The 26,671-nt window shown below is 63.7% G+C and carries 23 protein-coding genes and 1 pseudogene; 23 read left to right on the top strand and 1 reads right to left on the bottom strand.

Translation table 11 applies throughout. The annotated features are described in order from the left end of the window. Positions 1-38: 38 nt before the first annotated feature. From BFQ04_RS24195 to BFQ04_RS24205, 3 genes and pseudogenes are all read left to right on the top strand, one after another. Positions 39-2,444, top strand: a complete 2,406-nt coding sequence (locus BFQ04_RS24195) for a TonB-dependent receptor (RefSeq protein WP_065952953.1) — start codon at positions 39-41, stop codon at positions 2,442-2,444. Positions 2,445-2,481: 37 nt separating this feature from the next. Continuing rightward, a pseudogene (locus tag BFQ04_RS24200) lies at positions 2,482-2,844 on the top strand (substrate-binding domain-containing protein); the annotation flags it as partial. 62 nt (positions 2,845-2,906) lie between these two features. Beyond that, entirely contained in the window at positions 2,907-3,521 is a 615-nt protein-coding gene (locus tag BFQ04_RS24205) for a TetR/AcrR family transcriptional regulator (protein WP_065887195.1), read from the top strand. 634 nt (positions 3,522-4,155) lie between these two features. Here BFQ04_RS24205 and BFQ04_RS24210 read toward each other — a convergent pair. Further along, positions 4,156-6,906 carry a beta-glucosidase gene (locus BFQ04_RS24210; RefSeq protein WP_065952954.1) on the bottom strand — a complete coding sequence of 917 codons (2,751 nt, stop codon included), beginning with the start codon at positions 6,904-6,906 and terminating at the stop codon, positions 4,156-4,158. Between the two features lie 509 nt (positions 6,907-7,415). On the opposite strand from BFQ04_RS24210, the gene BFQ04_RS24215 reads away from it, so the two are divergent. From BFQ04_RS24215 to BFQ04_RS24310, 20 genes are all read left to right on the top strand, one after another. Beyond that, positions 7,416-7,640, top strand: coding sequence for a hypothetical protein (locus BFQ04_RS24215; RefSeq protein WP_065952955.1), 225 nt, complete (start codon positions 7,416-7,418; stop codon positions 7,638-7,640). Positions 7,641-7,794: 154 nt separating this feature from the next. Beyond that, a complete protein-coding gene (gene gspE, locus BFQ04_RS24220) occupies positions 7,795-9,525 on the top strand; it encodes a type II secretion system ATPase GspE (protein ID WP_083218062.1) in 1,731 nt (576 codons plus the stop codon). Beyond that, positions 9,522-10,724 (top strand): type II secretion system inner membrane protein GspF, encoded by a 1,203-nt coding sequence (gspF, locus tag BFQ04_RS24225; protein ID WP_065952957.1) that lies wholly within the window; start codon positions 9,522-9,524, stop codon positions 10,722-10,724. The genes gspE and gspF overlap by 4 nt, the downstream gene beginning before the upstream one ends. Before the next feature lie 20 nt (positions 10,725-10,744). Then, positions 10,745-11,170 carry a type II secretion system major pseudopilin GspG gene (gene gspG, locus BFQ04_RS24230; protein WP_065952958.1) on the top strand — a complete coding sequence of 142 codons (426 nt, stop codon included), beginning with the start codon at positions 10,745-10,747 and terminating at the stop codon, positions 11,168-11,170. Positions 11,171-11,179: 9 nt separating this feature from the next. Next, positions 11,180-11,611: a type II secretion system protein gene (locus BFQ04_RS24235; RefSeq protein WP_065952959.1), complete on the top strand. Its 432-nt coding sequence runs from the start codon at positions 11,180-11,182 to the stop codon at positions 11,609-11,611. Next, positions 11,608-11,970, top strand: coding sequence for a type II secretion system protein (locus tag BFQ04_RS24240; protein ID WP_065952960.1), 363 nt, complete (start codon positions 11,608-11,610; stop codon positions 11,968-11,970). Before BFQ04_RS24235 ends, BFQ04_RS24240 begins: the two co-directional genes overlap by 4 nt. After that, a complete protein-coding gene (locus tag BFQ04_RS24245; RefSeq protein WP_065952961.1) occupies positions 11,967-12,596 on the top strand; it encodes a prepilin-type N-terminal cleavage/methylation domain-containing protein in 630 nt (209 codons plus the stop codon). Before BFQ04_RS24240 ends, BFQ04_RS24245 begins: the two co-directional genes overlap by 4 nt. Continuing rightward, positions 12,593-13,318 (top strand): general secretion pathway protein GspK, encoded by a 726-nt coding sequence (locus BFQ04_RS24250; protein ID WP_065952962.1) that lies wholly within the window; start codon positions 12,593-12,595, stop codon positions 13,316-13,318. Before BFQ04_RS24245 ends, BFQ04_RS24250 begins: the two co-directional genes overlap by 4 nt. After that, on the top strand, positions 13,315-14,358 hold the full coding sequence (locus BFQ04_RS24255) for a PilN domain-containing protein (RefSeq protein WP_065952963.1): 1,044 nt from the start codon (positions 13,315-13,317) through the stop codon (positions 14,356-14,358). Before BFQ04_RS24250 ends, BFQ04_RS24255 begins: the two co-directional genes overlap by 4 nt. After that, complete coding sequence (gene gspM, locus BFQ04_RS24260) at positions 14,333-14,944, top strand: type II secretion system protein GspM (RefSeq protein ID WP_057721904.1); 612 nt, start codon at positions 14,333-14,335, stop codon at positions 14,942-14,944. Before BFQ04_RS24255 ends, gspM begins: the two co-directional genes overlap by 26 nt. After that, positions 14,941-15,465 carry a general secretion pathway protein GspN gene (locus BFQ04_RS24265; protein WP_065952964.1) on the top strand — a complete coding sequence of 175 codons (525 nt, stop codon included), beginning with the start codon at positions 14,941-14,943 and terminating at the stop codon, positions 15,463-15,465. Before gspM ends, BFQ04_RS24265 begins: the two co-directional genes overlap by 4 nt. After that, entirely contained in the window at positions 15,462-17,702 is a 2,241-nt protein-coding gene (gene gspD / locus BFQ04_RS24270) for a type II secretion system secretin GspD (protein ID WP_065952965.1), read from the top strand. Before BFQ04_RS24265 ends, gspD begins: the two co-directional genes overlap by 4 nt. A gap of 436 nt (positions 17,703-18,138) precedes the next feature. Then, positions 18,139-20,532 (top strand): TonB-dependent receptor plug domain-containing protein, encoded by a 2,394-nt coding sequence (locus tag BFQ04_RS24275; RefSeq protein ID WP_065952966.1) that lies wholly within the window; start codon positions 18,139-18,141, stop codon positions 20,530-20,532. A 19-nt stretch (positions 20,533-20,551) separates the two neighbouring features. Continuing rightward, positions 20,552-21,523 carry an amino acid ABC transporter permease gene (locus BFQ04_RS24280; RefSeq protein ID WP_065952967.1) on the top strand — a complete coding sequence of 324 codons (972 nt, stop codon included), beginning with the start codon at positions 20,552-20,554 and terminating at the stop codon, positions 21,521-21,523. Then, positions 21,516-22,289 (top strand): amino acid ABC transporter ATP-binding protein, encoded by a 774-nt coding sequence (locus BFQ04_RS24285; RefSeq protein ID WP_065952968.1) that lies wholly within the window; start codon positions 21,516-21,518, stop codon positions 22,287-22,289. Before BFQ04_RS24280 ends, BFQ04_RS24285 begins: the two co-directional genes overlap by 8 nt. 18 nt (positions 22,290-22,307) lie before the next feature. After that, positions 22,308-23,231 carry an ABC transporter substrate-binding protein gene (locus BFQ04_RS24290; RefSeq protein WP_065952969.1) on the top strand — a complete coding sequence of 308 codons (924 nt, stop codon included), beginning with the start codon at positions 22,308-22,310 and terminating at the stop codon, positions 23,229-23,231. Between the two features lie 11 nt (positions 23,232-23,242). After that, positions 23,243-24,826 (top strand): flavin monoamine oxidase family protein, encoded by a 1,584-nt coding sequence (locus BFQ04_RS24295; protein WP_065952970.1) that lies wholly within the window; start codon positions 23,243-23,245, stop codon positions 24,824-24,826. Positions 24,827-24,877: 51 nt separating this feature from the next. After that, the gene (locus BFQ04_RS24300; RefSeq protein ID WP_065952971.1) at positions 24,878-25,300 is read left to right on the top strand and encodes a RidA family protein; all 423 of its coding nucleotides are present in this window, start codon (positions 24,878-24,880) and stop codon (positions 25,298-25,300) included. Positions 25,301-25,478: 178 nt separating this feature from the next. Beyond that, positions 25,479-25,871 (top strand): DUF4398 domain-containing protein, encoded by a 393-nt coding sequence (locus tag BFQ04_RS24305; protein WP_065952972.1) that lies wholly within the window; start codon positions 25,479-25,481, stop codon positions 25,869-25,871. 11 nt (positions 25,872-25,882) lie between these two features. Further along, a complete protein-coding gene (locus BFQ04_RS24310; RefSeq protein WP_065952973.1) occupies positions 25,883-26,656 on the top strand; it encodes an OmpA family protein in 774 nt (257 codons plus the stop codon). Positions 26,657-26,671: the final 15 nt, after the last annotated feature.

Raw genomic sequence — 26,671 nt, forward strand, 5'->3', positions numbered from 1 at the left:
TGTCATTCCAGGCAGTGAATAAAATCGAGAGCCTTCCCATGCCCGCAGTCCCCGCCATGTCCTTGCGTCCCTTACTGAAACTGAGCCTGATGCTCAGCCTCAGCACCAGCCCGCTGTTCATCCCGCTCAGTTACGCCGAAGACGCCGCCGCCCGTCGCAGTTACCAGGTACCCGCCGGCAGCTTGAGCGCGGCGCTGACGCGTTTCGCCGGGCTGGCGGGGGTCAACCTGTCGGTCGATCCGGCGTTGGTCAGCGGTCGTAGCAGCGGTGGCTTGTCCGGCGATTATGCCGTGGAGGAGGGCTTCGCACGGTTGCTGCAAGGCTCCGGTCTGCAACTGCAACCGATGGGGGAGCAGGCGTATGTGTTAGTGGCGGTGCCGGAGGGCGCGAGCCTGCAATTGGCGCCGACGTCGATTGTGGGCACCACAGGGCTGGCCGACGGCGACACGTATGCCGGTGGTCAGGTGGCGCGTCGCGGTTCGCAAGGGCTGCTGGGCTCGCGGGACTTCATGGAAACGCCGTTCAGCATGACCACCTACACCGCGGATGCGGTGAAGAACCAGCAGGCGCGCACCCTCGGCGATCTGATCGCCAGCGACCCTTCGGTGCGTGCCACCAACCCGGCCGGCGGGCGTTATGAGCAGTTCACCATCCGTGGGTTCAGCCTGTTCAACAGCGATGTGGCCTATAACGGCTTGTACGGTGTGTTGCCGACTTACACCATCGACATGGAAATGGCCGACCGCGTCGATATCCTCAAGGGCCCGACGCAGTTGATCAATGGCATCTCCCCTCGCGGCAGTGTCGGCGGCGGGATCAACGTGGTGCCCAAGCGTGCTACCGACAAGGACATCAATTCATTCACCGGCAGTTGGGCGTCCGACAGCCAGGCCGGTGGCGCGGTGGATATCGGGCGTCGGTTTGGCGAGGACAACAAATTCGGTATCCGTTTCAACGGGGTGAAACAGGCCGGGGATACGGCGTGGGATCATCAGTCGGTTGACCGCGAAATGGCGGTGCTCGGCCTGGACTTTCGCGGCGAGCGCCTGCGTCTTTCCACCGATATCGGGCGTACCGAGCGGGACACCGATGCGCCCCAGGAGCGCGTGCAGGTCGGCGCCAATGCCAAGGTGCCGAGCGCCAATGATGTGCGACGCAACTACGCGCAGTCCTGGAGCAAGGCCAGTACCAACGACACCTTTGGCACGGTCAACGGCGAGTTCGATCTCAGCGACAGTGTGATGCTGTACGGCGGGGTAGGCGCGCGCAAGAGTAACCATGACTTCCTGCGCCACGCGGTTTCGGTCACCAACAACGCCGGGGATTTCAGCGTGCTGCCGCGTGATTTTACCCGCGATGAAAACGTGCGCACCGCCACTGCCGGCGTGCGCAGCTGGTTCCACAGCGGGCCGGTCAGTCATGAAATCAACCTGGCGGCCAGCTACTTCTACATGGACTTTGAAAACGGCGGGGCGCGGTATGCGGCGGCGCCGAGCAATCTCTATAACCCGGTCCAGACCCCGGTGCCCTCGCGGCCGACACGCTTTGATTCCAAGGTCTATACCGAAAATACATTCAGCGGCGTGGCCTTGTCCGACACCCTGGGCTTTTTCGACGACCGTTTGCTGTTGACCCTTGGCGCGCGCTGGCAGCGGGTGAAGGTGGATGACTGGACCGACAACGTCAAAGGCGCCACCGCCTACGATGAAGAAAAGATCTCGCTCTCGGGCGGCGTGCTGTTCAAGGCCACCGACAAACTGTCGTTGTACGCCAACTATATGGAAGGTCTGAGCCAGGGCAAGGTTGCACCGTCCACCTCGATCAACGAGGACGAAATCTTCCCGCCCTTTATCAGCCGCCAGATCGAAGCGGGCGCCAAATACGACGCTGGGGCGTTTGCCGTGACCGCCGCGGTGTTCCGTATCAGGCAACCGGCGTATGAGACCAACGCCACCTCGCGGGTGTTCGGCCCCAACGGCAAGCGCCAGAACAATGGGATGGAATTGAGCGTGTTCGGCGAACCACTGAAGGGCTTGCGCCTGCTCGGCGGGGTGATGTACATCGACAGCGAACTGACCCACACCACCAACGGTACGTTCGACGGCAATCGCGCGCCCGCCACACCCAAATACAACGTGAACCTGGGCGCCGAATGGGACGTGCCGACGCTGGAAGGCCTGACCCTGACCAGTCGCGGCATTTACTCGAGCTCACAGTACCTGGACCAGTCCAACGTCAAACAGATCGACGCCTGGAACCGCATCGACGTGGGTGCGCGTTACGCGTTCAAGGTCGATGACAAGCACATCACCCTGCGGGCCAATGTGGAGAACGTCGCCGACAAGCGCTACTGGAGTTCGGCCGGTGCGTCGGATGACAGTGAGCCGGGATTGACCCTGTCGACCCCGCGTACCTACCTGTTGTCGGCCACTGTCGATTTCTGAGGGCTGTAAACACCCATCAACCTGTGGGAGGGGGCTTGCCCCCGACGCCGATCGCGCGCCTTTTGATGCGGGCAAGCAGGCGATGGAAAGCCTGATGAGCCATGCCACACCGCCCGACGCGATCTTCTTCGCCAATGACAACCTGGCCGCCGGTGGCTTGCTGGCGGGGCAGCGTGCCGGGTTGAAGATCCCCCAGGACTGCGCGGTACTCGGTTTCGGCGATTACCCGTTTGCCGAAATGCTGTTGCCGAGCCTGAGCACCATCAAGCCGCCGGCGTTGGAAATCGGTGTGCTGGCGGCCACGCGGGTGCTGGAAAGCCGTGGCGGACTGCCGGTGGTGGTTGAGGTACAGCGCTTGAAGCTGTTGGACTGCCGCTTGATCAAACGCGAAAGCGCCTGAGCTTTATTTGCGGCCCAGGGGCAATTTGGATACGGTGCAGGCCTGCCCACAAGGATGTTCCCATGACCGAACCCGCCCCTAAAACCCGCCGTGCACCCAAGGGAGAAAAACGCCGCGAAGAGCTGCTGGACGCGGCCTTGCAGGTGTTCTCCCTGGAGGGCTACAGCGGCGCCTCCGTGGCCCAGGTGGCGGCGATTGTCGGTATTTCCGTGGCTGGCCTGCTGCATCACTTTCCCAGCAAGATCTCGTTGTTGATGGGCGTGCTGCAACGCCGCGACGAAGTCAACCAACGGATTGCCGATGAAGTACGCGCCGAGAAGTCGTTGAGCGGGTTGCTTGGCAGCCTGCGCGCGATCAACCGTTCGAATGCCACCGCGCCTGGCGTGGTGCGCGCGTTTACCATTTTGAATGCGGAAAGCCTGCTTGATACGCAACCGGCGTGGGGCTGGTTCCAGGAGCGCTATGCAGGGATCCAGCGACGTTTGCAGGGGCAGTTCGCCGACTTGGTGGCGGCGGGGGAGGTGCGCAGCGATGTCGACATCGCCGGGCTGGTGGAAGAGATCCTGGCCATGATGGATGGCCTGCAGATCCAGTGGCTGCGCTTTCCGGAGCAGGTGGACCTGGTGGCGCGGTTCGATGCGTACATTGCGCGGGTCGAAGCGGCCATTAGAGCCTGAGTCGAACACAATCCAAATGTGGGAGGGGCTGTGCGACGATTCGACTTGCCCCCCGTTGTTAGCTTATGACTATCTTACTGATGCTCCACAATCCAAATGTGGGAGGGGGCTTGCCCCCGATGGCGGCCTAAAATGGGCCGACCAGGATGTTGGATCAGACCGAGTACATATCCGTTCATGCGGTCACGGCTGCTATCGGTTCCGCTTTTACAGCGGGTCACTTTTGGAAAAGAGCCCCAAAAGTAACCAAAAAGGCTCTTGCCCCACCACTCGGCACCTCGCCCAGGCTCGGTGTGCCCGAACGCAGGCTTGAATCCGTGGGCCGCCGCCACGCGCCATCCATGGCGCGGGGCGGCTAACCCGGCGTCCTGCCGGGTTACCCACGGATTCAAGCCTGCGTTCGGCCAGCGTGGTTTAACGGGGCGCCTAAGATCAAAAGCAGATCAAGATCAAGATCAAGATCAAGGTCAAGAGCGGCTCGCTGCGCATCGTGGTTAGGGGGGGCGCTGCAGTGTTGTGTAGATACCTGTGTAGATACCTGTGTAGATACCTAGGTGCCCGATAGCAGTGATTCAGTCGATACAAGTGTCGACTGGACAACCGCTATCGGGAGCAAGGCACCCTCCCACAGGGATCAGTTGCCCGCAGCACTGCCCTGGCTGCTGTCATCGCTCATGTCATAGCCATCACCGTCGCTGGTGCCGCTATCCCCTTCATTTTGATGCAGCACGCCGCCGGTCTTCACCGTCGATTCACGCAACGTCGAATTAAGCGCCGAACGCGGCAGCGGGTTGCTGGTGGTGGTCGACAGTTCCTGGCGGAACGGGTTGACCAGCTTGGCGTTCAGGCGGATGTCCTGGGACGAAGCGCCCACCGACAGGTTGAAGCTGTCGGCATCCACCACCCACTGCTTGCCGGCCACATCGTAGTAGGCCAGCGAGCGGTCGTTGAGCTCGATGGTCACGCGCTTGCTCTGGCCAGGCTTGAGGAACACTTTCTTGTAGCCCTTGAGCTCCTTGATCGCGCGTTCGACTTTCGGGTTGTTCTGGCCCACGTACAGCTCGGCCACTTCGGCGCCTGCGACCTTGCCGGTGTTGGTCAGATCGAACGACACCTTGATCGGCGCACCGGCCACTGCGACGCCAGGGCTGACGCTGATGTTGCTGTAGCCGAAGGTGGTGTACGACAAGCCATAACCGAACGGATACAGCGGCTTGATGCCCTTCTTCTCGTAGCCGCGATAGCCCAGGAACAGGTCGTCCTTGTAGCTCATCTCGCTCAGGGTTTCCTGATTGTCGAACTTGGGGAAAGTCGCATAGATCGGGTTGTCTTCGATATTGCGTTCGATACTGATCGGCAGCTTGGCCGACGGGTTGACCTTGCCCAGCAGGATCTCTGCCAGGGCCTGGCCGCCGTTCTGCCCAGGGTAGAACGCGTGCAGTGCGGCCGGCACCTGGTCGATCCAGTCGCTCATCTTCAAGCCGGTGCCGCCGTGCAGGGTGACCACGGTGTTCGGGTTGACCTTGGCGATGCTCTGGATCAGCAGGTTCTGGTATTCCGGCAGGTCGAAGCTGTGGTCGAAGCCTTCGCCCTCGTATTCATTGCTGTTGCCGGCTGCCACCAGTACGGCGTCGTACTGGGCCAGGTCCTGTGGCGCAACCAGCGAGGCCCAGCTCATCTGCACGCCGACCAGGCCGCCCATGGTGGAGAGGTAGCCGTTGCGGCGCGAGTATTCGAGCTTGATGTCGACCGGTTTGCCCGCTTCAAGATTGACCTTGGCGAACACCGGGATGGTCGGCGGAATGCTGTTGTTCGGCAGCGGCTTGCCGTCGCCGTTGTCGAGGACTTTCTTGCCGTTGACGTACAGGCGTACCGCACCGTCGGCGCGGATCTTGAACACCTGTTCGCCGCTGACGGTCGGGGTGATCTGGCCGCTGTAGCGAATCGACGTGGCGGCGGTATCGCCATTCACCGGCAGGCTGTCGGTGGACCAGTCGAGGTTGATGTGGCTGTCAGTGCGGGTGGCAGCCGGGTCACCGGACCAGTTGGTGTTGCTGAAGAACTCGGTCTTCAGGCCTTTGACGCTAGTGCCATTGCTGTCGGCATGGGTCCAGCTGGAGGTGGCCGGGTCCAGCGACAGCCCGTCGATGAACTCGACCTTGGCGCCTGGCGCCAGTTGCTGTAAGCCGCTCAGCTCGCTGATGTAGTTGGCGGCCATCACATTGGCGCTGCCGAAACCGGTAGGCGGCGCGTACTTGGCCAGGGTGCCGACCACGGCAATGCGCTTGACCTTCTTGGCGTCCAGCGGCAGCAGGCTGTTCTGGTTTTTCAGCAGCACGATGCCTTCGCGCGCGGCATTGAGCGCCGTGCGGTTGCTGGTGGCGCTGTTCATGTTGTGGCTGGTCAGCGGGGCTTTGCTGTCGAACGTGTACAGGTAGATCTGCTTGAGGATGCGGCGAACCTTGTCATCGATGGTCGCGCTGCTCAGCTCACCACTGTCCAGGTACGGCTTGAGGACGGTGCTGTTCATCTGGTAGCCCATCATGTCCAGGTCAGTACCGGCCTGTGCTGCCGGCAAGCCGTCGACCACGGCGTTGTAGTCACTCTGGACGAAGCCCGGATAGCCCCATTCGGTTTTCAGGATGTCGCGCATCAGGTGCTTGTTCTGGCACGCGAACTCGCCGTTCACCTTCTGGAATGCACACATCATCATCGCGACTTTGCTGTTCTTGGAGGCGGACTCGAAAGGCGGCAGGGTCATCTCGCGCAGCACGCGCTCGCTGATGGTTTCGTTGAGGTGGAAGCGGTTGCTTTCCTGGTCATTGGCGGCGAAATGCTTGGCGTTGGCCCACACCCCGCGCGACTGAATCCCGTTGATCACTGCCGGTCCCAGGCTGGCGCCGAGGAAGGGGTCTTCACCCGACAAATACTCGAACGCACGGCCGCTGTACGGCATGCGGTACAGGTTGACGCCGGGGCCGGTGACGAACTGATATCCGCCGCTGGCGGTGTCGTAGCCCAGGGCGCGGCCCAGGTCGATGGCGCGACGCGGGTTCCAGCTGGCTGCCAGGTTCGGCCCGGACGGGTATACCACGCCCTGCGCGTTGCCTTCACTGGTGTAGCGCACGCCGACACCGCCGTCGGCGCCGTGGATCTGCGGGACGCCGTACTGGATCAGCGGCTTGACGTCCCAACCGCCAGTGCCGCCGATGTAGGCGAGTTTTTCTTCCATGGTCATCTTCGCCAGGGTTTTGTCCGCGGCCTTTTCTGCGCGGCTCACCCGGCCCTCGTCCAGGGCCGGGCTGGTGGCCGCATGCACCTGGGACACGGCCAGTGCCAGCAGGGCAAATGCCGACTGCGCACCGATCAATTTGCGTTTGTTCATGGGTTTCTCCGACAACTGTTTATTGAAAATAGGGCGCCAAAACGCGCGCTTCACACAGCGCGCTCGTCACTTTTTCACGGGCAATAGTCCGCCTTGATCGCAATTTTTAACCAATGGCTAATTGCAACTACTTGGCAGTTTTTGCAGTATTAAAAGTTTAATAATTGTAGTGATTGTTGTTATGGGTAGTGTCTAAGTGGCATCACGCGATGGCGTTTTGAACCGCTAAAACTGCATAATTAAGGCAATTCTTGCGGTTATAAGTCAAACAAAAGCTAATTTTTGCGTGAAATAAGAAATATTTCATTACGTTTTGGAACTAAGGTTAAACCTACCAGTCGATTGGTTTAATAAAATTTATGGCGGCATGGCGAACTAGTGGCGTTGCCCGGTAGTTCTAAAAGGCCATGTTTTATACAAGCTGTCATTCACAACGCTTTGGTGTAGGGTCTTGATCGAATTCAAGGCGCCACTTGAGCTGTCCGCTGTTTTTGAACTGGAGAATGTTTATGAAAATGTCCCTGATGGGTGCCGGCCTCGTGCTCGGCGTTGCACTGAGTGGCGCGGCCATGGCCGCTGAATCAACCGACGCCGATGCGACGTCGGGTGCTACCGATTCCACCGTGCTGACCCAGACCCACGACGCCAAGGCGGCGAAAAAACAGAAAGCCGAAACCACCAAGGGCGGCCGACCGCTGAGCAGCAGCCAGGCCGCGCCGAAGACCTCGAACTAACCTGGAAACGCGGTCCCCTGTGGGAGGGGGCTTGCCCCCGATAGCGGTGTATCAGCCAGCACATGCGCCAACTGGTCCACTGCTATCGGGGGCGAGCCCCCTCCCACAAGGGTTCCTGCAGTTCTGTAGAACATTGCCCCTCAGATAGCTGCTTATGCCAAGTCCCTCAACGCCCATCGATGCCTGCCAGATGCACGTCCCGGATACCGAACAGGTCTGCGCGTGGCTGATGCAACAGGCCGGGTTGAAAACGGTGGACCTGGAGCGCGCCCGTCGCCTGTCCCAAGAGGGCGCCGACACTGAATTACTTGGCCTGCTGACCCGCCTGGGGTTGGTCTCCGAAGTCGAACTGGCCCGCGCCTGGGCCGACCTGCTCGGCGCGCCGCTGCTGCTGGCCGACGCCGCGCCACCCTTGCTTGACCCTTTACCGAACCTGACCGAGCGCTTTATGCGCCACTACCAGGTGGTGCCCGTGGGCTGGAGCCAAGGTGGTCTGCGCGTGCTGGCAGCCAACCCGTCGCGGGTCTACCCGTTCCAGGCCATGGCCTATGCCTGCGGCGTGCCCGTGTGGCTGGCGGTCGGCCCGCGCAACGAGGTCGAAACCCTGATCGAGCGCTACTACGGCCAGGGGCGCTCGGCCATGGGCACGCTGATCGAAAACCTCGACGAGCAGAGCGGTGCGCTGGAAGACATCGAACACCTCAAGGACATGGCCTCCGAGGCGCCGGTGATTCGCCTGGTCAACCTGATCCTGCAGCGCGCGGTGGAACATCGCGCCTCGGACATCCATATCGAACCCTTCGAAAACCAGCTCAAGGTGCGCTACCGCATCGACGGCGTGCTGCACGAGGCCGAGGCGCCACCGTCGAGCTCATCCGCCGCGGTGATTTCGCGGGTGAAAATCATGGCGCGCCTGGACATCGCCGAACGGCGTCTGCCCCAGGACGGCCGGATCATGCTGCGCATCCAGGGCAAGGAGCTCGACCTTCGGGTGTCTACCGTGCCCACTAGTTTTGGCGAATCGGTGGTCATGCGTCTGCTTGACCGGCAGACCGTTCAGTTCGATTTCCAGAGCCTGGGCTTCGACGGACAGCGCCTGGAAACCTTCCTTGAAGTGCTGGAGCGGCCCCACGGCATTCTGCTGGTGACCGGCCCGACCGGCTCGGGCAAGACCACCACGCTGTACACCGCGCTGTCACGGCTCAACACCGCCGAGCGCAAGATCATCACGGTTGAAGACCCGGTGGAATATCAACTGGAAGGCATCAACCAGATTCAGGTCAAGCCGGCCATCGGCCTGGATTTTGCCGGCGCGCTGCGCTCCATCGTGCGTCAGGACCCGGACGTGATCATGATCGGCGAAATCCGCGACCTGGAAACCTGCCGCATCGCTATTCAATCGTCGCTGACCGGGCATTTGGTGCTTTCTACTTTGCACACCAACAGCGCGGCGGCGAGTATCACGCGGCTGCTTGACATGGGGGTCGAGAGCTACCTGATTGCCTCGACCGTCAACGGCATCCTGGCCCAGCGCCTGGTGCGCCGCCTCGACCCTGCCACTCGCGAAGCTTTTGAAGCACCGCCCGAACTGATCGCCGAGCATGGCCTGGACAGCTTTACCGATGCGCGACCGATCATGCTCTATCGCCCGGGTGCCAATGCGCCGGGCGGTGGTTACCACGGTCGCAGCGCAATCACCGAATTGCTGGTGATGAATGAAGAACTGCGCGGCCTGCTGATGCGCCAGGCCGACGCCGCCACCCTCGAAGCCGCCGCCCGCCGTGGCGGCTTGCGCACTTTGCATGAAGAAGGCCTGCGCCAGGCCGTTGCCGGCGTGACCTCGCTGGAAGAAGTGCTTCGCGTGACCCGCGGGGAGGGCACGTGAGCCTGTTCAAATACCGCGCGCTCGACAGCCAGGGCGCTGCGCAAAACGGCACGCTCGACGCTAAGGACCTCGACGCCGCCGTCGCCCTCTTGCACAAGCGCGGGCTGCTGGTGTTGCAGGTTGACGTCGCCGGTGCCCAAGGGCTGCTCAATGCCCTTGGCCGTGGTCAGTTGAGCGGCGCGGCGCTGGTCAGTTTCACCCAGCAACTGGCCACCCTGTTAGGCGCCGGCCAGCCGCTGGAGCGCTCGCTGGGCATCCTGCTCAAGCAACCTGGCCAGCCGCAGACCCGCGCCCTCATCGAGCGTATCCGCGAACAGGTCAAAGCCGGCCAGCCGTTATCCAAAGCGCTGGAGGAAGAGGGCAGCACGTTCTCGCCGCTGTACCTGAGCATGGTGCGCGCGGGCGAGGCGGGCGGCGCCCTGGAAAACACCCTGCGCCAGCTCAGTGACTACCTGGAGCGCAGCCAATTACTGCGGGGCGAGGTGATCAACGCGCTGATCTACCCGGCTTTTCTGGTGGTCGGCGTACTGGGTTCGCTGGCGCTGCTGCTGGCCTATGTGGTGCCGCAGTTTGTACCCATTTTCAAAGACCTCGGTGTGCCCATTCCGCTGATCACTGAAGTGATTCTCGGGCTCGGCCAGTTTCTCGGGGCCTACGGCCTGGCAGTGTTGGCCGGGTTGATTGTGATGATCTGGACACTGGCCGCACGCCTGCGTGACCCACAGCGCCGTGAACGTTATGACCGCCGCGTGCTCGGCATTCGGGTGATCGGCCCGCTGCTGCAACGGGTCGAAGCGGCGCGGTTGACGCGCACCCTCGGCACCCTGCTGAGTAACGGCGTGGCGCTGCTGCAGGCGCTGGTGATCGCCCGGCAGGTGTGCACCAACCGCGCGCTGCAAGCGCAAGTCGCCCAGGCCGCCGAATCCGTCAAGGGCGGCGGCACCCTCGCCAGTGCCTTTGGCGCGCAGCCGCTGCTGCCCGACCTGGCGCTGCAAATGATTGAAGTCGGCGAACAGGCCGGCGAACTCGACAGCATGCTGCTCAAGGTCGCCGATGTGTTCGACGTTGAAGCCAAGCGCGGCATCGACCGCCTGCTCGCCGCGCTGGTGCCGTCGCTGACCGTGGTCATGGCGGTGCTGGTGGCGGTGATCATGCTCGCGATCATGCTGCCGCTGATGAGCCTGACCAGCAATATATGAACCCTCAAGGAAGCAAGCCGATGCGCCATACCCGATTCAAGTCTGCCCGCCGCCAGGGCGGTTTTACCCTGCTGGAAATGCTCGCCGTGATCGTGCTGCTGGGCATCGTCGCGACCATCGTGGTACGCCAGGTCGGCGGCAATGTCGACAAGGGCAAGTACGGCGCGGGCAAGGCGCAACTGGCGAGCCTGAGCATGAAAATCGAAAGCTACGGGCTGGATGTCGGCTCGCCGCCCAAGTCCCTGCAGCAACTGGTCGACAAGCCGGGCAACACCGCCGGCTGGGCCGGCCCGTATGCCAAGCCGTCGGACCTCAAGGACCCGTTCGGCCATGCCTTCGGCTATCGCTTCCCCGGCGAGCACGGCGCGTTCGACCTGATTTTCTACGGTCAGGACGGCCAGCCCGGTGGCGAAGGCTACAGCGCCGACCTGGGCAACTGGGAATAAAGACTGCACATGGCCAACGCCCAACGTGGTTTTACCTTGCTGGAGATGCTGGTGGTGATCGTCTTGATCAGCATCGCGGCCGGCTTGGTGGGTTTTGGCCTGCAACAAGGCCTGCGCGCCGCCAAGGAGCGCCAGGCGGTCGGGCAGATGGTCGAGGCGTTGCGCAGCACGCGGGCGCGGGCGATTGTCAGCGGCACCGCGCAAAGCACGTTGTTCGACTTGCGCAGCCTCAGCTTCCAGGCCCCTGGCCGACCGAAAAAACACTGGCCGGCCGACCTGCAAGTCACCTTGCACACGGCCGAACACGCGGGCTCGGCGGTGGAGTTCTACCCCGACGGCAGTTCCACCGGCGGCAACCTGTTGTTGGCCAATGGCAGCCGGCGCTGGCGCATCGATATTGGCTGGCTGACCGGCAGCGTGCAGTCCAGGGCGCTGCCATGAAGCGGCAAGCCGGGTTCACCCTGCTGGAAATGCTCGCCGCGCTGACGCTGATGGCGATCTGCAGCACGGTGCTGCTGGTCGCCTTCGGCCAGAGCGCGCGCGCGCTGTTGCAAGTCGCCCACAGCGACCGCCTGAGCCATGCTGCCGTCAGCGTGATGGACCAGGAAGCAGCAGGCCCCCTGGCCAATGGCGTGCGCCACGGCGATCTGGACGGCATCGCCTGGCAACTGCGCATCGCCCAACAGCCGACCCGGATCGGCCAGCCGCACGTGTTTCGTCTCGACCTGACGGTCAGCGAAGGGCCGCGCCACGCCAGTTTCAGCACCTTGAAACTGCGTGCGGCAGGGGCCGGTTTGTGAAGCGCCGTCAGCAGGGCTTTACCCTGCTCGAAATCATGATCGTGCTGAGCCTGCTCGGCGTATTACTGACCCTGGTCGGTGGCGCGCTGCTGGGGGCCAATCGCGCGGTGCTCAAGGCGCAGCGCTATACGGTCAGCCTGGATGAAATGCGGGCTGCGCAGCAGTTTTTGCGCACTGCGATCAGCGAGGCGCTGCCCTTGGACGTGACCGAGGACGACAGCCAGACCGACGGGTTTTTCGCCGGCAGCCCGCAGCGCATGCAGTTTGTCGCGACTCTGCCGGGCGTGCTCGGTGGCGGGATTCAGCGCTTCACGCTGCAGTTGACCGGCGCCGAGGCGCAGCGCGATTTGCAGGTGGCGTTCGCGCGGTTTGAGTCTCCAGCGCAGGTCAGCGTACCGGCGTCGCGCAGTGAGCCACAGGTGTTATTGAAAGGTGTCGAAGATCTGCAGTTCAGCTATCGCGGCGTGTCGCCCAAGGGCCAGGCCACCGGCTGGATCAGCGAGTGGCCGTGGACCAAGCGTTTGCCCTCGGCGGTGCGGATTGCGGCGCGCGTCAACGGGCCGGTGCCTTGGGTCACCCAGGTGGTCGCGCTGCGGTTGAACCTGTCGGGTGGGGGCCCTGAATGATCCGGCATCAGCGCGGTGTCGCGCTGCTGCTGGTGCTGTGGGTGCTGGCGTTGCTCAGCCTGTTGCTCGGCGGCCTGGCCGGCTGGGTGCAACTGGAAACCCGCCAGGCGGTGTGGCACCGCCAGCACACCCAGGCCGTGCTGGCCGCCGAAGCGGGCGTGGCGCTGGCGATACAGGGCCTGGCCGACCCGTTGCAGCGCAAACAGTGGATCGCCGATGGGCGTGAAATCCCGTTGGTGTTCGACGATGCGCAGCTGCACGTCAGCCTGCGCAGTGAGCGCGGCAAGTTGTACTTGAACAGCGCCGAAGTCGGCGATTTCGCGCGGCTGGCCCTGGCCTGCGGCGCGACCCAGGCCCAGGCCAGCCAGCTCGCCAAGGACCTGGAGGTACGACGCAACCAGGGCCTGGCGCCGTTCAGGGTCATAGAAGAAGTGCGGCAGTTGCCGGGCATGACCCAGGCGCTGTACAGCGCGCTGGTCCCCGAGATCAGCTTGTGGAGTGGCCTGGACCGGCCCGATCCGGCCTTCGCCAGCGCGCTGATGCGCCGCGCCTTGAACCTGCCGCACCTGAGTGCGGTGGGCGCCGACCCTGGTGAAGTGCTGGTGATCGACAGTCGCGCGCAACGCCCCGGCGGCCACCACGCCCAGTTGCAGGCCACCGTGTTATTGAGCCCCGCGCAAGGCAGCGCACAACCTTATCGAGTCTTACGTTGGCAAGAATGAACGAACACTTATCCGCACGGCTGCAGCTGCTGACGGAGCCCATCACCCAGCGCTGGCGCGGCAGCCTGCTGCAAATGGGCTGGCGGCTGTGGCTCAAGGAGTTGCGTGGCTGCCTGCCGGCGTGGCTGTCGCTGCAGGACATCCCCGAGCATGTGTACCCATGGCCGCTGACCGCGCCTGTGTCCCCCGTGGCCGGCGACGCGCGCCAGGTGCTGTTGCTGGCGCCCTCGGCGGTGCTGGTGCAAGCCTTGCAACTGCCCCCGGCGGCGGCGCGCAACCTGGCGACGGTGGTGGGGTATGAACTGGACCGTTTTACCCCGTTCGATGCGGCGCAGTTGTACTTCGTCGCGCGCCAGGAGCGGCGCACTCCAACCCACGTGCACGTGACGCTGGTGGCGATCCTGCGCGAGCGCCTCGACCAGATCCTCACGGAGTGCGCCGCCCTCGGCTTGCAGCCACACGCGGTGGATGTGGCGGACGCGGCGGGCGTCCCGATGGGCATCGACCTGCTGCCGGTACCGCTGCGCCCACGCCAGCGCCCGGCGGGCAAAGGCCTGCAACGCAGCCTGCCGTGGCTGTGCGGCGCCTTGCTGATTGCCGCCATGCTGCTGTGGCTCAACGACCGCCAGCGCGTGCTCGACAGCATGCAGCAAAGCGTGCGTGCGCAAAAAACCCAGGTCGCCCAGATCCAGGCCCTGCGCCAGCAACTGCTCAATACCCGTGGCGCCGCGCAGTACCTGATCCGCCGCAAGACCGCACAGCCGCCGCTGGCCGGGCTGCTCAACGAGCTGACCGCCTGCCTGCCGTCCGACACCTGGATCGACCAGTTGGAAGTCAACGACGGCGCCGACGTTTCATTCTCCGGGCAAAGCGCCAAGGCCAGCGCCCTGATCACCCGGGTCAAGGGCTGCCACAGCCTGGAAAACGCCCAGTTCGAAGGGGTGATCCAACCCGATGCGCAAACCGGCAAGGATCAATTTTCCTTGCGCGCCCACCTGCACCAGGAGGCCGCCGATGCGCCGACCACTGACACCCCGTGAACGTCGTGGCGCCGCCCTGATCGGCCTGGCCCTGGTACTCGGCGCCGCGTATTGGCTGTTGGTCGACAGCTGGTTCGCCGGCCCCTTGCGCGAGATGGGCGAGCAGGCCGAGCAGTTGCGCGAACAGCAGCAACGCTACGCCGGCGTATTGCGCCAGGGCGACTCCCTGCGCCAGCAACTCGAGGAGGCCCGCCAGGACCCGGCCAGCAGCACCAGCCTGCTGCCAGGCGATGACCCCAGCGCCGTGGCGGCGGACCTGATGCAACGCATCGCCGACCTGATCAACAGCCGCGCCGGCCTCGGTGGCGGCTGCAGCCTCACGCAGCGCATGCCGATCACCCCCGAGCAGGACGACAGCGAACCCTACCGCCAAGTCAAAGTCAGCCTGACCCTGAACTGCGCCATCGAACCCTTGACCGCGATCCTGCATGAGCTGGAGTACCAGCGCCCGTTTCTGTTTGTCGATGAGATGAGCATCCGCCGAGGGCCGAACGCGCCCGCCAGCGGTGGCGCCGGTCAACTGGTGGTGCACCTGCTGGTGCGTGGCTACCTGCAACCGGCTTCTGCCGCGCAGGTGCGCCGATGATCAACGCACTGCGTCCCCTGGAGTGGCTGTTGCTCGGCGTGGCCGGGCTGTTGGGCCTGTTGATGGTCGGCATCCTCAGCAGCATCGGCGATGCGCCCGAGTGGTTGCCGGCGCCCGAACCCGATGCGCGCGCCAACGCCACGGCCAAGGCACTGGTGGCCCCGAGCGCAACCCTGGAGAGCCTTGCCGGCACCTGGCAGGCGCCGCTGTTCAGCCCTGACCGCAGCCCTGACCGCGCGGTGGGCCAAGCCGCCGTCTCCAGCCTGTCGAGCCTGACGCTGACCGGCATCGTGCTGGACGGCGACCTGCGCGTCGCACTGCTCAAGCGCGCGGACGGCCCGCCACTGAAAGTCCACCAGGACCAGACCCTGCCCAACGGCTGGCGCCTGGAACACCTGACACCCCGCGAAGCCCGCTTTGTACTCGACGGCCGCACGCAGACCCTGAGCCTGCGAGGCCTGCGCCTGCCGCCGCCGTCGACCACACCCCCGATTACCCTTCCTCACGAGTCCGCCCCTTGATCGATACATTCCCCGGCGCTTTGCGCACCACTGTGTTTTGCCTGGCCACCGCCGTTTCCCTCGGTGGCTGCGGCACATTCCCCGAGCATCTGGACCCGGACGAGGCCTTGTTGCACGAGGCGATGCAGGGCACCGGCGCGCAACGCCCGCCCGTGGACCCGGCCAGCGAACAGGCCTCGGTCGACAGCAGCCAGCCCCAGGCCAAGACACCCCCCCAGCGCCAATTGATTCGCGGCAACCAGCAGTTCGTGCGCCAACCAACAGCAGCGCCGGCTGGCAAGGCAGAGGCGGGCGGCGACATCGTGTTCAACTTCGCCGACCAGCCGATCGAAGCGGTGATCAACAGCGTGATGGGCGACCTGCTGCATGAGAATTACAGCATTGCCCAGGGGGTGAAGGGCAATGTCAGCTTTTCCACCTCCAAACCGGTGAACAAGGAGCAGGCGCTGTCGATTCTGGAAACCCTGCTGTCGTGGACCGACAACGCCATGATCAAGCAGGGCAACCGCTATGTGATTTTGCCGGCCAATCAGGCCGTAGCGGGCAAGCTGGTGCCGCAGATGCGCGTGTCGCAACCGTCCAGCGGCCTGTCGGCCCGGCTCTTTCCACTGCGTTATATCTCGGCCACCGAAATGCAGAAACTGCTCAAGCCGTTTGCCCGCGAGAATGCCTTTCTGCTGGTTGACCCGGCGCGCAATGTGCTGAGCCTGGCCGGTACCCCGCCAGAGCTGGCCAACTATCAGGACACCATCGACACCTTTGACGTGGACTGGCTCAAGGGCATGTCGGTGGGTGTGTTCGGCCTGCAACGCGCCTCCGTCGCCGAGCTGATGCCCGAACTGCAAAAAATGTTCGGTCCTGACAGCGGCATGCCGTTGGCGGGCATGGTGCGTTTTTTGCCGATCGAGCGGACCAACTCGGTGGTCGCGATTTCGTCGCAGCCACAGTACCTCAGCGAAGTCGGTGACTGGATTCACACCATCGACGAAGGCGGGGGTAACGAGCCGCAGATGTATGTGTACGACGTGCGCAACATGAAGGCCACCGACCTGGCCAAGTACCTGCGGCAGATCTACGGCAGCGGCGCAATCAAGGACGACGCCCCGGCCAAGGTCGCGCCCGGTTTGCGCACCGCGACCCTGTCATCGCCCGGCACCAACAGCACGTCCGGCAGCACGCCTGGCGGGCTGGGCGGCAACAGCAGCGGCATGGGCAACACCACCCAGCCTACCCGCGAGGATGACGAGCAAGACGCCCAAGCCAGCGAAGACACCGACAGCGCCGACGACGGCAGCACGGCTGACGCGCCGGCCAAAAGCCTCGACGCCGGTACGCGCATCACCGCGCAAAAAAGCAGTAACCAGTTGCTGGTGCGCACGCGCCCGGTGCAGTGGAAGGAGATCGAATCGGCGATCAAACGCCTCGACAATCCGCCGCTGCAAGTGCAGATCGAGACGCGCATCCTTGAGGTCAAACTCACCGGCGAACTGGACCTGGGCGTGCAGTGGTACCTCGGTCGCCTGGCCGGCAATTCCACCAGCACCACGGTGGCGAACGCCGCCGGCAGCCAGGGCGCGTTGGGCGGTGGCGGGGCCGGGCTGGGGGCGGCGGATTCGTTGTTCTATTCCTTCGTCAGTTCCAACCTGCAAGTGGCCCTGCACGCCCTGGAAACCAACGGCCGCACCCAGGTGCTGTCGGCGCCGTCGCTGGTGGTGATGAACAACCAGCCGGCGCAGATTCAGGTGGGCGATAACATTCCCATCAGCCAGACCACGGTGAACACGGGGACTTCTGACACTACCTTGAGCAGTGTGGAGTATGTGCAGACCGGGGTGATTCTGGATGTGGTGCCGCGGATCAATCCGGGAGGTCTGGTGTATATGGATATTCAGCAGCAGGTCAGTGATGCGCAGGATCAGGCGTCGTCGAATAATGACACGCCGAATAATCCGCGTATCTCCACACGGTCGGTGTCGACGCAGGTGGCGGTGCAGAGTGGGCAGACGGTGCTGCTGGGCGGGTTGATCAAGCAGGACAATGCGGACTCCGTCAGTGCCGTGCCGTACCTGGGCAAGATCCCCGGCTTGCGCTGGTTGTTTGGCAACACCAGCAAATCCAAGGACCGCACCGAATTGATTGTGCTGATCACGCCCCGGGTGATCACCAGCAGCAGCCAGGCGCGGCAGGTGACGGATGATTATCGCCAGCAGATGCAACTGCTGAAGCCCGCTAACTGAAGGAACGTGGTTGAAAATGTGGGAGGGGGCAAGCCCCCTCCCACAGTTGATCCTCTTTGTGTCAGGTGTATCCGGGCTGGGATTGGCAGGTTAGTTATTATTTATATGAATAAACATTTTTAAAAATAATGAAATTCAAGAATATTAGCTTATGCCCAAATAGCATTATATTTTTGAAATCCATTCCGTTATGTTTGATTGCAACAGCCTACCCCTGACCCCGGATGGTACCCAGCGTGATTCAGATTCTGCGCACCTGACCGGGTAATCCCCCCGCAGCAGAATCGTTGGAACGGAGTTCGACGTATGTTGCCCCTTCAACCCCCTCGCTCGCCCCACACCTAGTTCAAACCGCACCTGCACCTTGAACATCGGCCATGCCGCGCCAGGCGCGTGCCTGCCCGACTCTGCGATTTGAAAAAAGCCGGGAATAGCGATGAAGCATGTTCTACCCCCCACCGCCGCCTTTACCTTGTCCCTGTTGGCCGCCGCGGTCCAGGCCCAGGATGACAGCACCCTGTCCACCGTGGTGGTCACCGGCAACCGAGGCGCCGAGCAGCGCACCGTCACCCGCAGCCCGGTGCCCATCGATGTGGTCAGCGCCAAGCAACTGCAAAGCACCGGCAAGCCCGGTTTGATGGAGGCCCTGAGCGCGGTGATCCCGTCGCTGACCCTGCCGGAAAAAACCGGTTGGGACGCCAGCGGCATTGCCCGCGCCCCTAACCTGCGTGGCTTGAGCGCCGCCGAAGTGCTGGTACTGGTCAATGGCAAGCGCCGCCATACCAGCGCCACCCTGAACATCAACGGCATCAACACCGGCGCCGCGCCGGCGGACCTGGACCTGATCCCCATCAGTGCCATCGACCATGTGGAAGTGCTGCGCGATGGCGCCGCCGCCCAATACGGTTCCGACGCCATCGCCGGTGTGATCAACGTGATCCTCAAGGCCGACACCCGCGGCACCTCGGTGACCAACGCAGGCTTGGGCTATGACGGCAAGAAGCAGACCGTGCAGCAAAGCCTCAACAAAGGCTTCGAAATCGGCGACGGCGGTATCGTGCAACTGGCCCTGGATGCGCGCAGCCAGAATGACGACAACAAGGCCAGCGCCAACGGCTACACCTATGAACAAGCCTACGGCCTGGCCGGCAAGTCCACCTACGGTGGCTACGGCACGCCCAAGACCAACCTGCTGACCCTGGGCTACAACGCCGAACTGCCGATCGACGACAGCCTCAGCCTGTACTCCTTCACCACCTACTCGCGGCGCAAGGCCGAGCAGGGCCAGAACTTCCGCCTGCCGACCATCACCAACACCATCACCACCGGGCCCAATGGCTATCCTTCCGGCTACACGCCCACCTGGTACATCGACGAAGACGATTTCCAGGCGGCCTTTGGCGGCAAGGGCACCGTGGGCGAGTGGGACTGGGACCTGTCCACCACCTACGGGCGCAACGAAGCGGAGCAGGGCACCACCCACAACCAGAACCCGTCCCTGGGCGAGGCCACGCCGAACAGCTTCACCTCCGGCACGTGGATTTCCACCGAGCTGACCACCAACCTGGACGTCAAGCGCGGCTTCGACATCGGCCTGCAAAAGCCGCTGGACCTGTCCTATGGCTTCGAGCACCGGCGCGACACCTATGAGGTGCAGGCCGGAGACTACGCGTCCTATGCCGACGGCGGTTACTGCGTGGCGCCGGGCAATTGCGCCGCGTCCGGGGCCCAGGTCACCAACGGCATTTCCCCCGACGAAGCAAGCAGCGCCTCGCGCAACAGCGTCGCCGGGTATGTCGATGCGGGCTTCAACCCGCTGCCGGACTGGTACGTCGGCAGCGCCGTGCGTTATGAGCATTACAATCAAGGGGTGGGCGCCACCCGCAGCGGCAAGCTGACCACCCGCTATGACTTCACGCCGCAAGTGGCGGTACGTGCCACCGTGAGCAACGGCTTTCGTGCGCCGTCCCTGGCCAACAGCCTGTTCAGCGCGCGCTCGACCACCTATGGCGTGGTGGATGGGGTGTACCAGTCGATCAACTACGGCGTGTTGCCGGTCGGTTCGGCGGCGGCCAGGGCGTTGGGCGCCGAGGACCTCAAGCCCGAACGCTCGACCCACTTCAGCCTGGGCTTGACCCTCACCCCCACCGACCGCCTGAGCTTCACCGCCGACGCCTATGTGATCAACCTGCGCGACCGCATCACCCTCACCGGCACCCTGCTCGGGCCCGAAGTCAGCCAGGTGTTGCAGAACAACGGCGTCAACTCCACCTCCGGCGGCCAGTACTTCATCAACGGCGCCGATACCCGCACCAAGGGCCTGGACCTGGTCAGCAGCTACCACCAGGACCTGGGCGCGTTCGGTGCCGTGAAGTGGACTGCCGCGTTCAATTGGAACCAGACCAGAATCCGCAATTACAAGGAGTCGACCAACATCCTCGGCACTTCCTATGAGCGGATGGACCGGGAGGCGCGCAACTTGATCACCGGCGTGCAACCCACGACCAAGCTGATCCTCGGCGGCGACTGGAGCTTCGAGCGTTTCAACCTGAACCTGGCCCTGACGCGCTACGGCGCCTACAAGGAAGTCAATGCTTCGGCCAATCGCGAGCTGGACCGGGTCTACAGCGCCAGATGGATCACCGACCTCGACCTCGGCTACGCCCTCACCAAAGACCTCAACGTGGCCATCGGCGCCAAGAACCTCTTCGACCTCTACCCCAAGAAACAAGGCGTGCCGAGCAGCACCATGCTTGCCAGCTACGGCACCTATTCGCCCTACGGTTTTACTGGCGGGTACTACTACACCCGGCTGACTTATGCCTTCTAAGGCCTGCGAGGAATAGACCATGCCCACTGTCGCCAAACCCTTCGACCTGATCGATGAAGTCAACCCTTACCCGCGTCACCAGCGCCGTGTCGCTACGCCGATCAAGGCCTTGCAGGTAGTGCCCGCCCGGCATCCCTGGCGCTGGGCCGGGTCGATCTTTGCCGCGCTGGTGCTGCTCGCCATTGTGCATTCCCTGGCCACCAACCCGCGCTGGGAGTGGGGCGTGTTCGGCCAGTGGTTTTTCTCGCCCTCGGTGCTGCGTGGCTTGGGGCAGACGTTGTTGCTGACGCTGCTGAGCACGCTGTTCAGCATCATCCTCGGTACCGCGCTGGCCCTGGCGCGGTTGTCCGGCTCGCCGTTGCTGGCAGCGCTTGCCTGGGGCTATATCTGGTTTTTCCGCTCGATGCCGGCGCTGCTGGTGCTGATCATCCTCTACAACTTTGCCTACCTCTACGACCACATCGTGGTCGGTGTGCCCTTCACTGAGGTGGTGTTCGCCGAGTGGTCGACGGTGGACGTGCTCAGCCAATTTACCGTGGCTGTATTGGGCTTGAGCCTGATGCAGGCGGCGTACGCGGCGGAGATCATCCGTGGCGGCCTGATCGGTGTGGAAGCCGGCCAGCATGAAGCGGCGGCGGCCTTGGGGCTGCCGGCTTCGCGACGCATCTTTCGCATCATCCTGCCGCAGGCACTGCGCTCGATTCTGCCGTCGGGGTTCAACGAAATCATCGGCCTGGTCAAGGGCACTTCCATCGTCTACGTGCTGGCGCTGCCGGAGCTGTTCTACACCGTGCAGGTCATCTACAACCGCACCCAGGCGGTGATCCCGCTGCTGATCGTGGCGACCGTGTGGTACCTGATCATCACCACCGTACTGACCAGCGCCCAGTATTACGTCGAGCGCCATTTCGCCCGTGGCACTGCGCGCGTGCTGCCGCCGACACCGCTGCAACGGCTGCGCCACTGGCTCAAGGAGAAATCCCATGGCTGAAGCACGCGCAGGACGTATCCAGATCCAGGGCGTCGGCAAGCGCTTTGGCAACCAGCAGGTGCTTGACAACATCGACCTGACGATCGACCCGGGCAAGGTCACGGTGATCCTCGGGCCGTCCGGCTCGGGCAAGTCCACCTTGCTGCGCACCATCAACCACCTGGAGAAGATCGACAGCGGGCATATCACCATTGACGGTGAGTACGTCGGCTATCGGCGCAAGGGCGATCTGCTGTTTGAGCTCAAGGAGCGCGAGATTCTCAAACGGCGCATCGACGTGGGCTTCGTGTTCCAGAACTTCAACCTGTTCCCGCACCTCACCGCCTGGGAAAACATTGCCGAAGCGCCACTGGCGCACAAACGCTGGAGCAAGGCCCAGGCGCGTTACAACGCCGCCGAGTTGCTGACCAAGGTCGGTCTGGCGGACAAGCTCGATGCCTACCCGCGTCAGCTTTCCGGCGGCCAGCAACAGCGCGTCGCCATCGCCCGTGCCCTGGCGCTGGACCCCAAGGTATTGCTGTTCGACGAACCCACCTCGGCCCTCGACCCGGAACTGGTGGGCGAAGTGCTCGACGTGATCAAGGGCCTGACCCGATTGGGCGTGACCCTGGTCATCGTCACCCATGAAATCGGCTTTGCCCGCGAAGTGGCCGACCACGTGGTGTTTCTCTGCGACGGCCAATTGATCGAAGAAGGCCCGCCCGAACAAATCTTCCGCCAACCCCGACATCCCCGCACCCAGGCCTTTCTCGGCAAAGTGCTTTAGTTCAAGGAGTGACTGCCCATGTTTAACCACCCCCTGCGTGTGGCCGTGCTGGCGCTCGCCGTCGCCACCGCGCAACAGGCGTTCGCCGTGCAGCAGGTCGACCTCAGCCCCGACCGCCCGCGCATTCATGCGCCCCGTAACGAAGCGGCCATTGCGCAGATCCCGCCGGGCTTCAAGTTCGCCCAACCGGGCAAGTTCACGGTGGCCGTGTCCGGCGTGGCCGGGCCGCCTCTGGCGCTGCTGGCCAGCGATGACAAGACCACCATCGGCAGTGAAGCCGACACCGCGCAGTTGGTCGCCGACAGTCTCGGCCTGCAACTCAATGTGGTGCAGACCAGTTGGGAGGACTGGCCCCTGGGCGTCAGTTCGGGCAAGTACGACGCGGTGGTCAGCAACGTCACCGTGACCGAAGCGCGCAAGAAGCGTTTTGACTTCGCCACTTATCGCCAGGACGTGCTCGGGTTTTACGTCAAGAGCACCAGCCCCGTCAGCGAGATCAAACAGGCCGCCGACATTGCCGGGCTCAAGATCATCGTCGGCTCCGGGACCAATCAGGAAAAAGTCCTGCTGGCGTGGAACGAGGCCAATGAAAAAGCGGGCCTCACGCCTGCGCTGTTGCAGTACTTCGACGACCAGGCCGCCGCGCAACTGGCGGTGCAGTCGGGGCGCAGCGATGCGTTGTTCGGGCCCAACTCGGTGTACGCCTATTCGGCGGCGATCACCGGCGGCATCAAGCGCGTCGGCACCGTCAACGGCGGCTGGCCGTTGCAGGCCGATATCGCCGTGACCACGCGCAAGGACAACGGCCTGGTCAAGCCGATCCATACCGCCCTGGAAGGTGCGATTGCCGGCGGCCAATACGCCCAGGTCTTGCAGCGTTGGGGGCTGGATGTGGAGCGCGTCGATAAATCGCTGATCAACCCACCGGGCCTGCCGGATTAGGAGTAACGAACATGGGACTGACACGACGTGAAGCGCTGTCCAGTATTGCCGCCGTCGGCGGTGAGCAGGCGGCCAAAGACGCATTGGCCGCATTGGGCCTGGGGCCGTCTTCACACCGGCGGCCGCAACCGCTGCAACTCAAGGACGGCCTGGGCCAGGGCACCCGCGTGCTGGTGCTGGGCGCCGGGATCGCCGGGCTGGTCAGCGCGCTGGAACTGAGCCGTGCCGGGTTCACCGTGCAGGTGCTGGAGGCACGCGACCGCGTGGGTGGGCGCACCTGGACCCTGCGCAACGGCGACCGCGTGGACTACACCGATGGCCGCGCGCAAACGGTAGCGTTCGATCCGGGCCAGTATTTCAACGCCGGCCCCGCGCGCATTCCAAGCCAGCACCGCACCATCCTCGACTACTGCAGCGAACTGGGCGTGCCGCTGCAAGTGCTGGTCAACAGCAGCCATGGCGCTCAAGTGCGGCCGGACCTGCAACAACCGGCGTTCACCGTCGGCCAGGCGGTCAATGATGCACGCGGCCATCTGTCCGGCTTGCTGGCCAAGGCGGTGCAGCGTGATGCGCTCGACGACGTATTGAGCGGCGAGGAACGCACGCGCTTGCTGGCATTCCTTCAAGTGTATGGCGACCTCTCCCAGGCGCTGGCCTACGAAGGCAGCTTGCGTTCCGGCCACCGTGAATCGCCCGTGCATCCCGGCGCACTGCCCGCCAGCGCGCAGCCGATCGGCCTTGAGCGCCTGCTGCATCCCGAGCTGTGGGGCGCGCTGCTGCACACCGAATTTCCGGAGTTCTCGGCGACCATGTTTCAGCCGGTGGGCGGCATGGACCGCATCACCGAGGCGTTCTATCAACGTGTGCGCGAGCAGGTGCAACTGGGCGCTCAGGTGCGACAGATTCGCCAACTGGAAGACGGCGTCGCGGTGACTTATCACGACCAGCACAGCGGCCGTGAACAGGTGGTGCGTGCCGATTACCTGGTATCCACCTTGCCCCTGCCATTGCTGGCCAGGCTTGACACCGACTTCAGCGAGCCGGTCAAAGCCGCCTTGCTCAGCACCCGCAGCGACCAGGCGACGAAAGTGGCGTGGCAATCGCCGCGCTTCTGGGAAACCGATTACCGCATTTACGGCGGGCTGTCCTGGGTTGAACATCCGGCGCGCCTGCTGTGGTACCCAAGCAACGACCTCAACACCCGCGACGGGGTACTGGTGGCCGGTTATGTCACCGGGGAGGGCGCCGGCGCGTTCGGCGCGCAGTCGTTCGCCGCGCAGTACGCCACCTCCCGACACGCCGTGGAACTGCTGCACCCCGGTTATTCCACGCAGCTGCGCCACCCGTTGGCGGTGGCCTGGGAGCAGATCCCCTACAGCGAAGGCCCTTGGCTGCAACGCGAGCACTTTACCGCCGAGGCCAGCGCGTTGCTGGAACAGGCCCACGGCCGCGTGTACTTCGCCGGCGACGGTCTGGTGCAGAGCGGCGTGGGTATCTGGCAGGAATCGGCAGCCAACTCGGCGCGGCATGTGGTCGCGCAGTTGGCCGAACGGGTGAGCCGGCAACGTCACCGTGCGGCACTGGCGGCGTCATAACGCTGCGGCGGCCTTTAAAACCTGGGTAGACATCCAATAAGGAGCAACACCATGAGCGACAGTATCCAACGCACCAGCGTCGGCGATTTCCCCATCTCGCAAACCGTGACCGTGCCGGCCTCGGCCAGCCTGGTATTCGTCAGCGGCACCTTGCCGGACCTGGTCGACCCGAACGTTCCCGGGGTGTACGGCAACACCGAAGTGCAAACGGTGTCGGTGTTCAACAAGCTGCGCAACATCCTTGGGCAGCAGGATCTGGACCTGGGCGATATCGTGCAGTTGCGGGTGTTCCTGGTGGGCGCCGCGCAAACCGACGGCAAGTTGGATTTCGCCGGATTGCAGCGCGGGTATACGCAGTTCTTTGGCACCCTTGAACAACCGAACAAACCGGCGCGCACGGCGTTGCAGGTGGTGGCATTGCCATTGCCCGGGGCCTTGGTGGAAGTAGAGGCGGTGGCGGCCAGGGCGGTGTGAGCGCAGGGCAGACTGTCACCCTTTCTCTGAGAAATCCCCTACAGGTATCTGGGAGTTTTCATTCTTCTCGCCCGTGTTTTTCCTCCTAGGATGGCGCCATCGCTTGACCACAAGCGAGACGGCAAGGGGCCTGTCTAACAGGCCCCACAGCCATACGAATAGGCTTAGGAGTCAAAACATGAGGATCACCCGTGTGAGCAAACGCCTGCGCCGCTCGGCCTGGGCGGTGATCGTTGCGGCAACATTGGCAGGCTGCGCCACGCCGCTGGCACCGACGGAAAAAATCTCCCTGGCCCGCGATTCGGTGGGCCGCGCCCTGGCGGCGCAAGCCACGCAATTCGCACCGCTGGAGATGAAGACCGCCCAAGACAAACTGGCGCGTATGGAGCAAGCCATCGGCGAAAAACACTACGTGGAAGTGGACGCGCTGGCCGAGCAGATCGAAGTCGACGCCAACCTCGCCGAGACGAAGGCCAACACGGTGCGTAAACAGCAGGTCTTGCAGCAGGCACGTGAGGGCATCCAGGTGCTCAAGCAGGAAATGCTCAACGCTCCCGCGACTACCCACTGAGGATTCTCCCCATGCGTGCCACTTACTTCATTCCCGTTCTGTCCGCCTTGGCGCTGGCCGTGGCCGGTTGCGCCACGCCACCGGAAAACGCGCAACTGCTGCAAGCGCGCAGTCAATTTTCCAGCTTGCAGCAAAAGCCTGAGTCCACCACCTTGGCGGCAGTCGAGACGCGTATCGCCTCCAATGCGCTGGACCGCGCCAACCAGGTGTCGCTGCATGACCGAACCGATCCGAAGATCGACCAGTTGGCGTACCTGGCGTCGCAGCGAATCGCGGTAGCGGAGCAGACCATTGCCGGCCGCAAAATCGATGCGCGGCTCGACAACATCGCAGTCGACCGCACCCAGGTCCAGCTTGACGTCAGGACCGCACAGCTCAAGGCCTTGCAGGCCATGAAGGCGCAGCCGTCGGAGCGCGGCCAGGTGATTACCTTTGGCGATGTGCTGTTCGATACCGCCAAGGCCGAGCTGAAGCCGGGCAGCCAGCGCGATCTCCAGGGGCTGGCGAATTTTCTGTTGCAGAACCCTGAACGCCAGGTTCGCGTAGAAGGCTTTACCGACAGCACCGGCGGCGACGCTTTCAACCAGAGCTTGTCCGAACTTCGCGCCCAGGCCGTGGCGCGTGGCCTGGAGCGGTTCGGCGTGGGCAGCGAACGCATCACCGTGGTGGGCTACGGCAAGCAGTACCCGGTGGCCGATAACCTGAGCGCGCCGTCACGCCAGTTGAACCGCCGTGTGGAAGTGATCGTGTCCAACGACGGCGCAGCCGTCAGCGCACGCCGCTGAGCCAGGCGGGAGTAG

Origin of the sequence: Pseudomonas sp. 37 R 15, assembly GCF_900004865.1 — a bacterium.
Classification (GTDB): domain Bacteria; phylum Pseudomonadota; class Gammaproteobacteria; order Pseudomonadales; family Pseudomonadaceae; genus Aquipseudomonas; species Aquipseudomonas fluorescens_AM.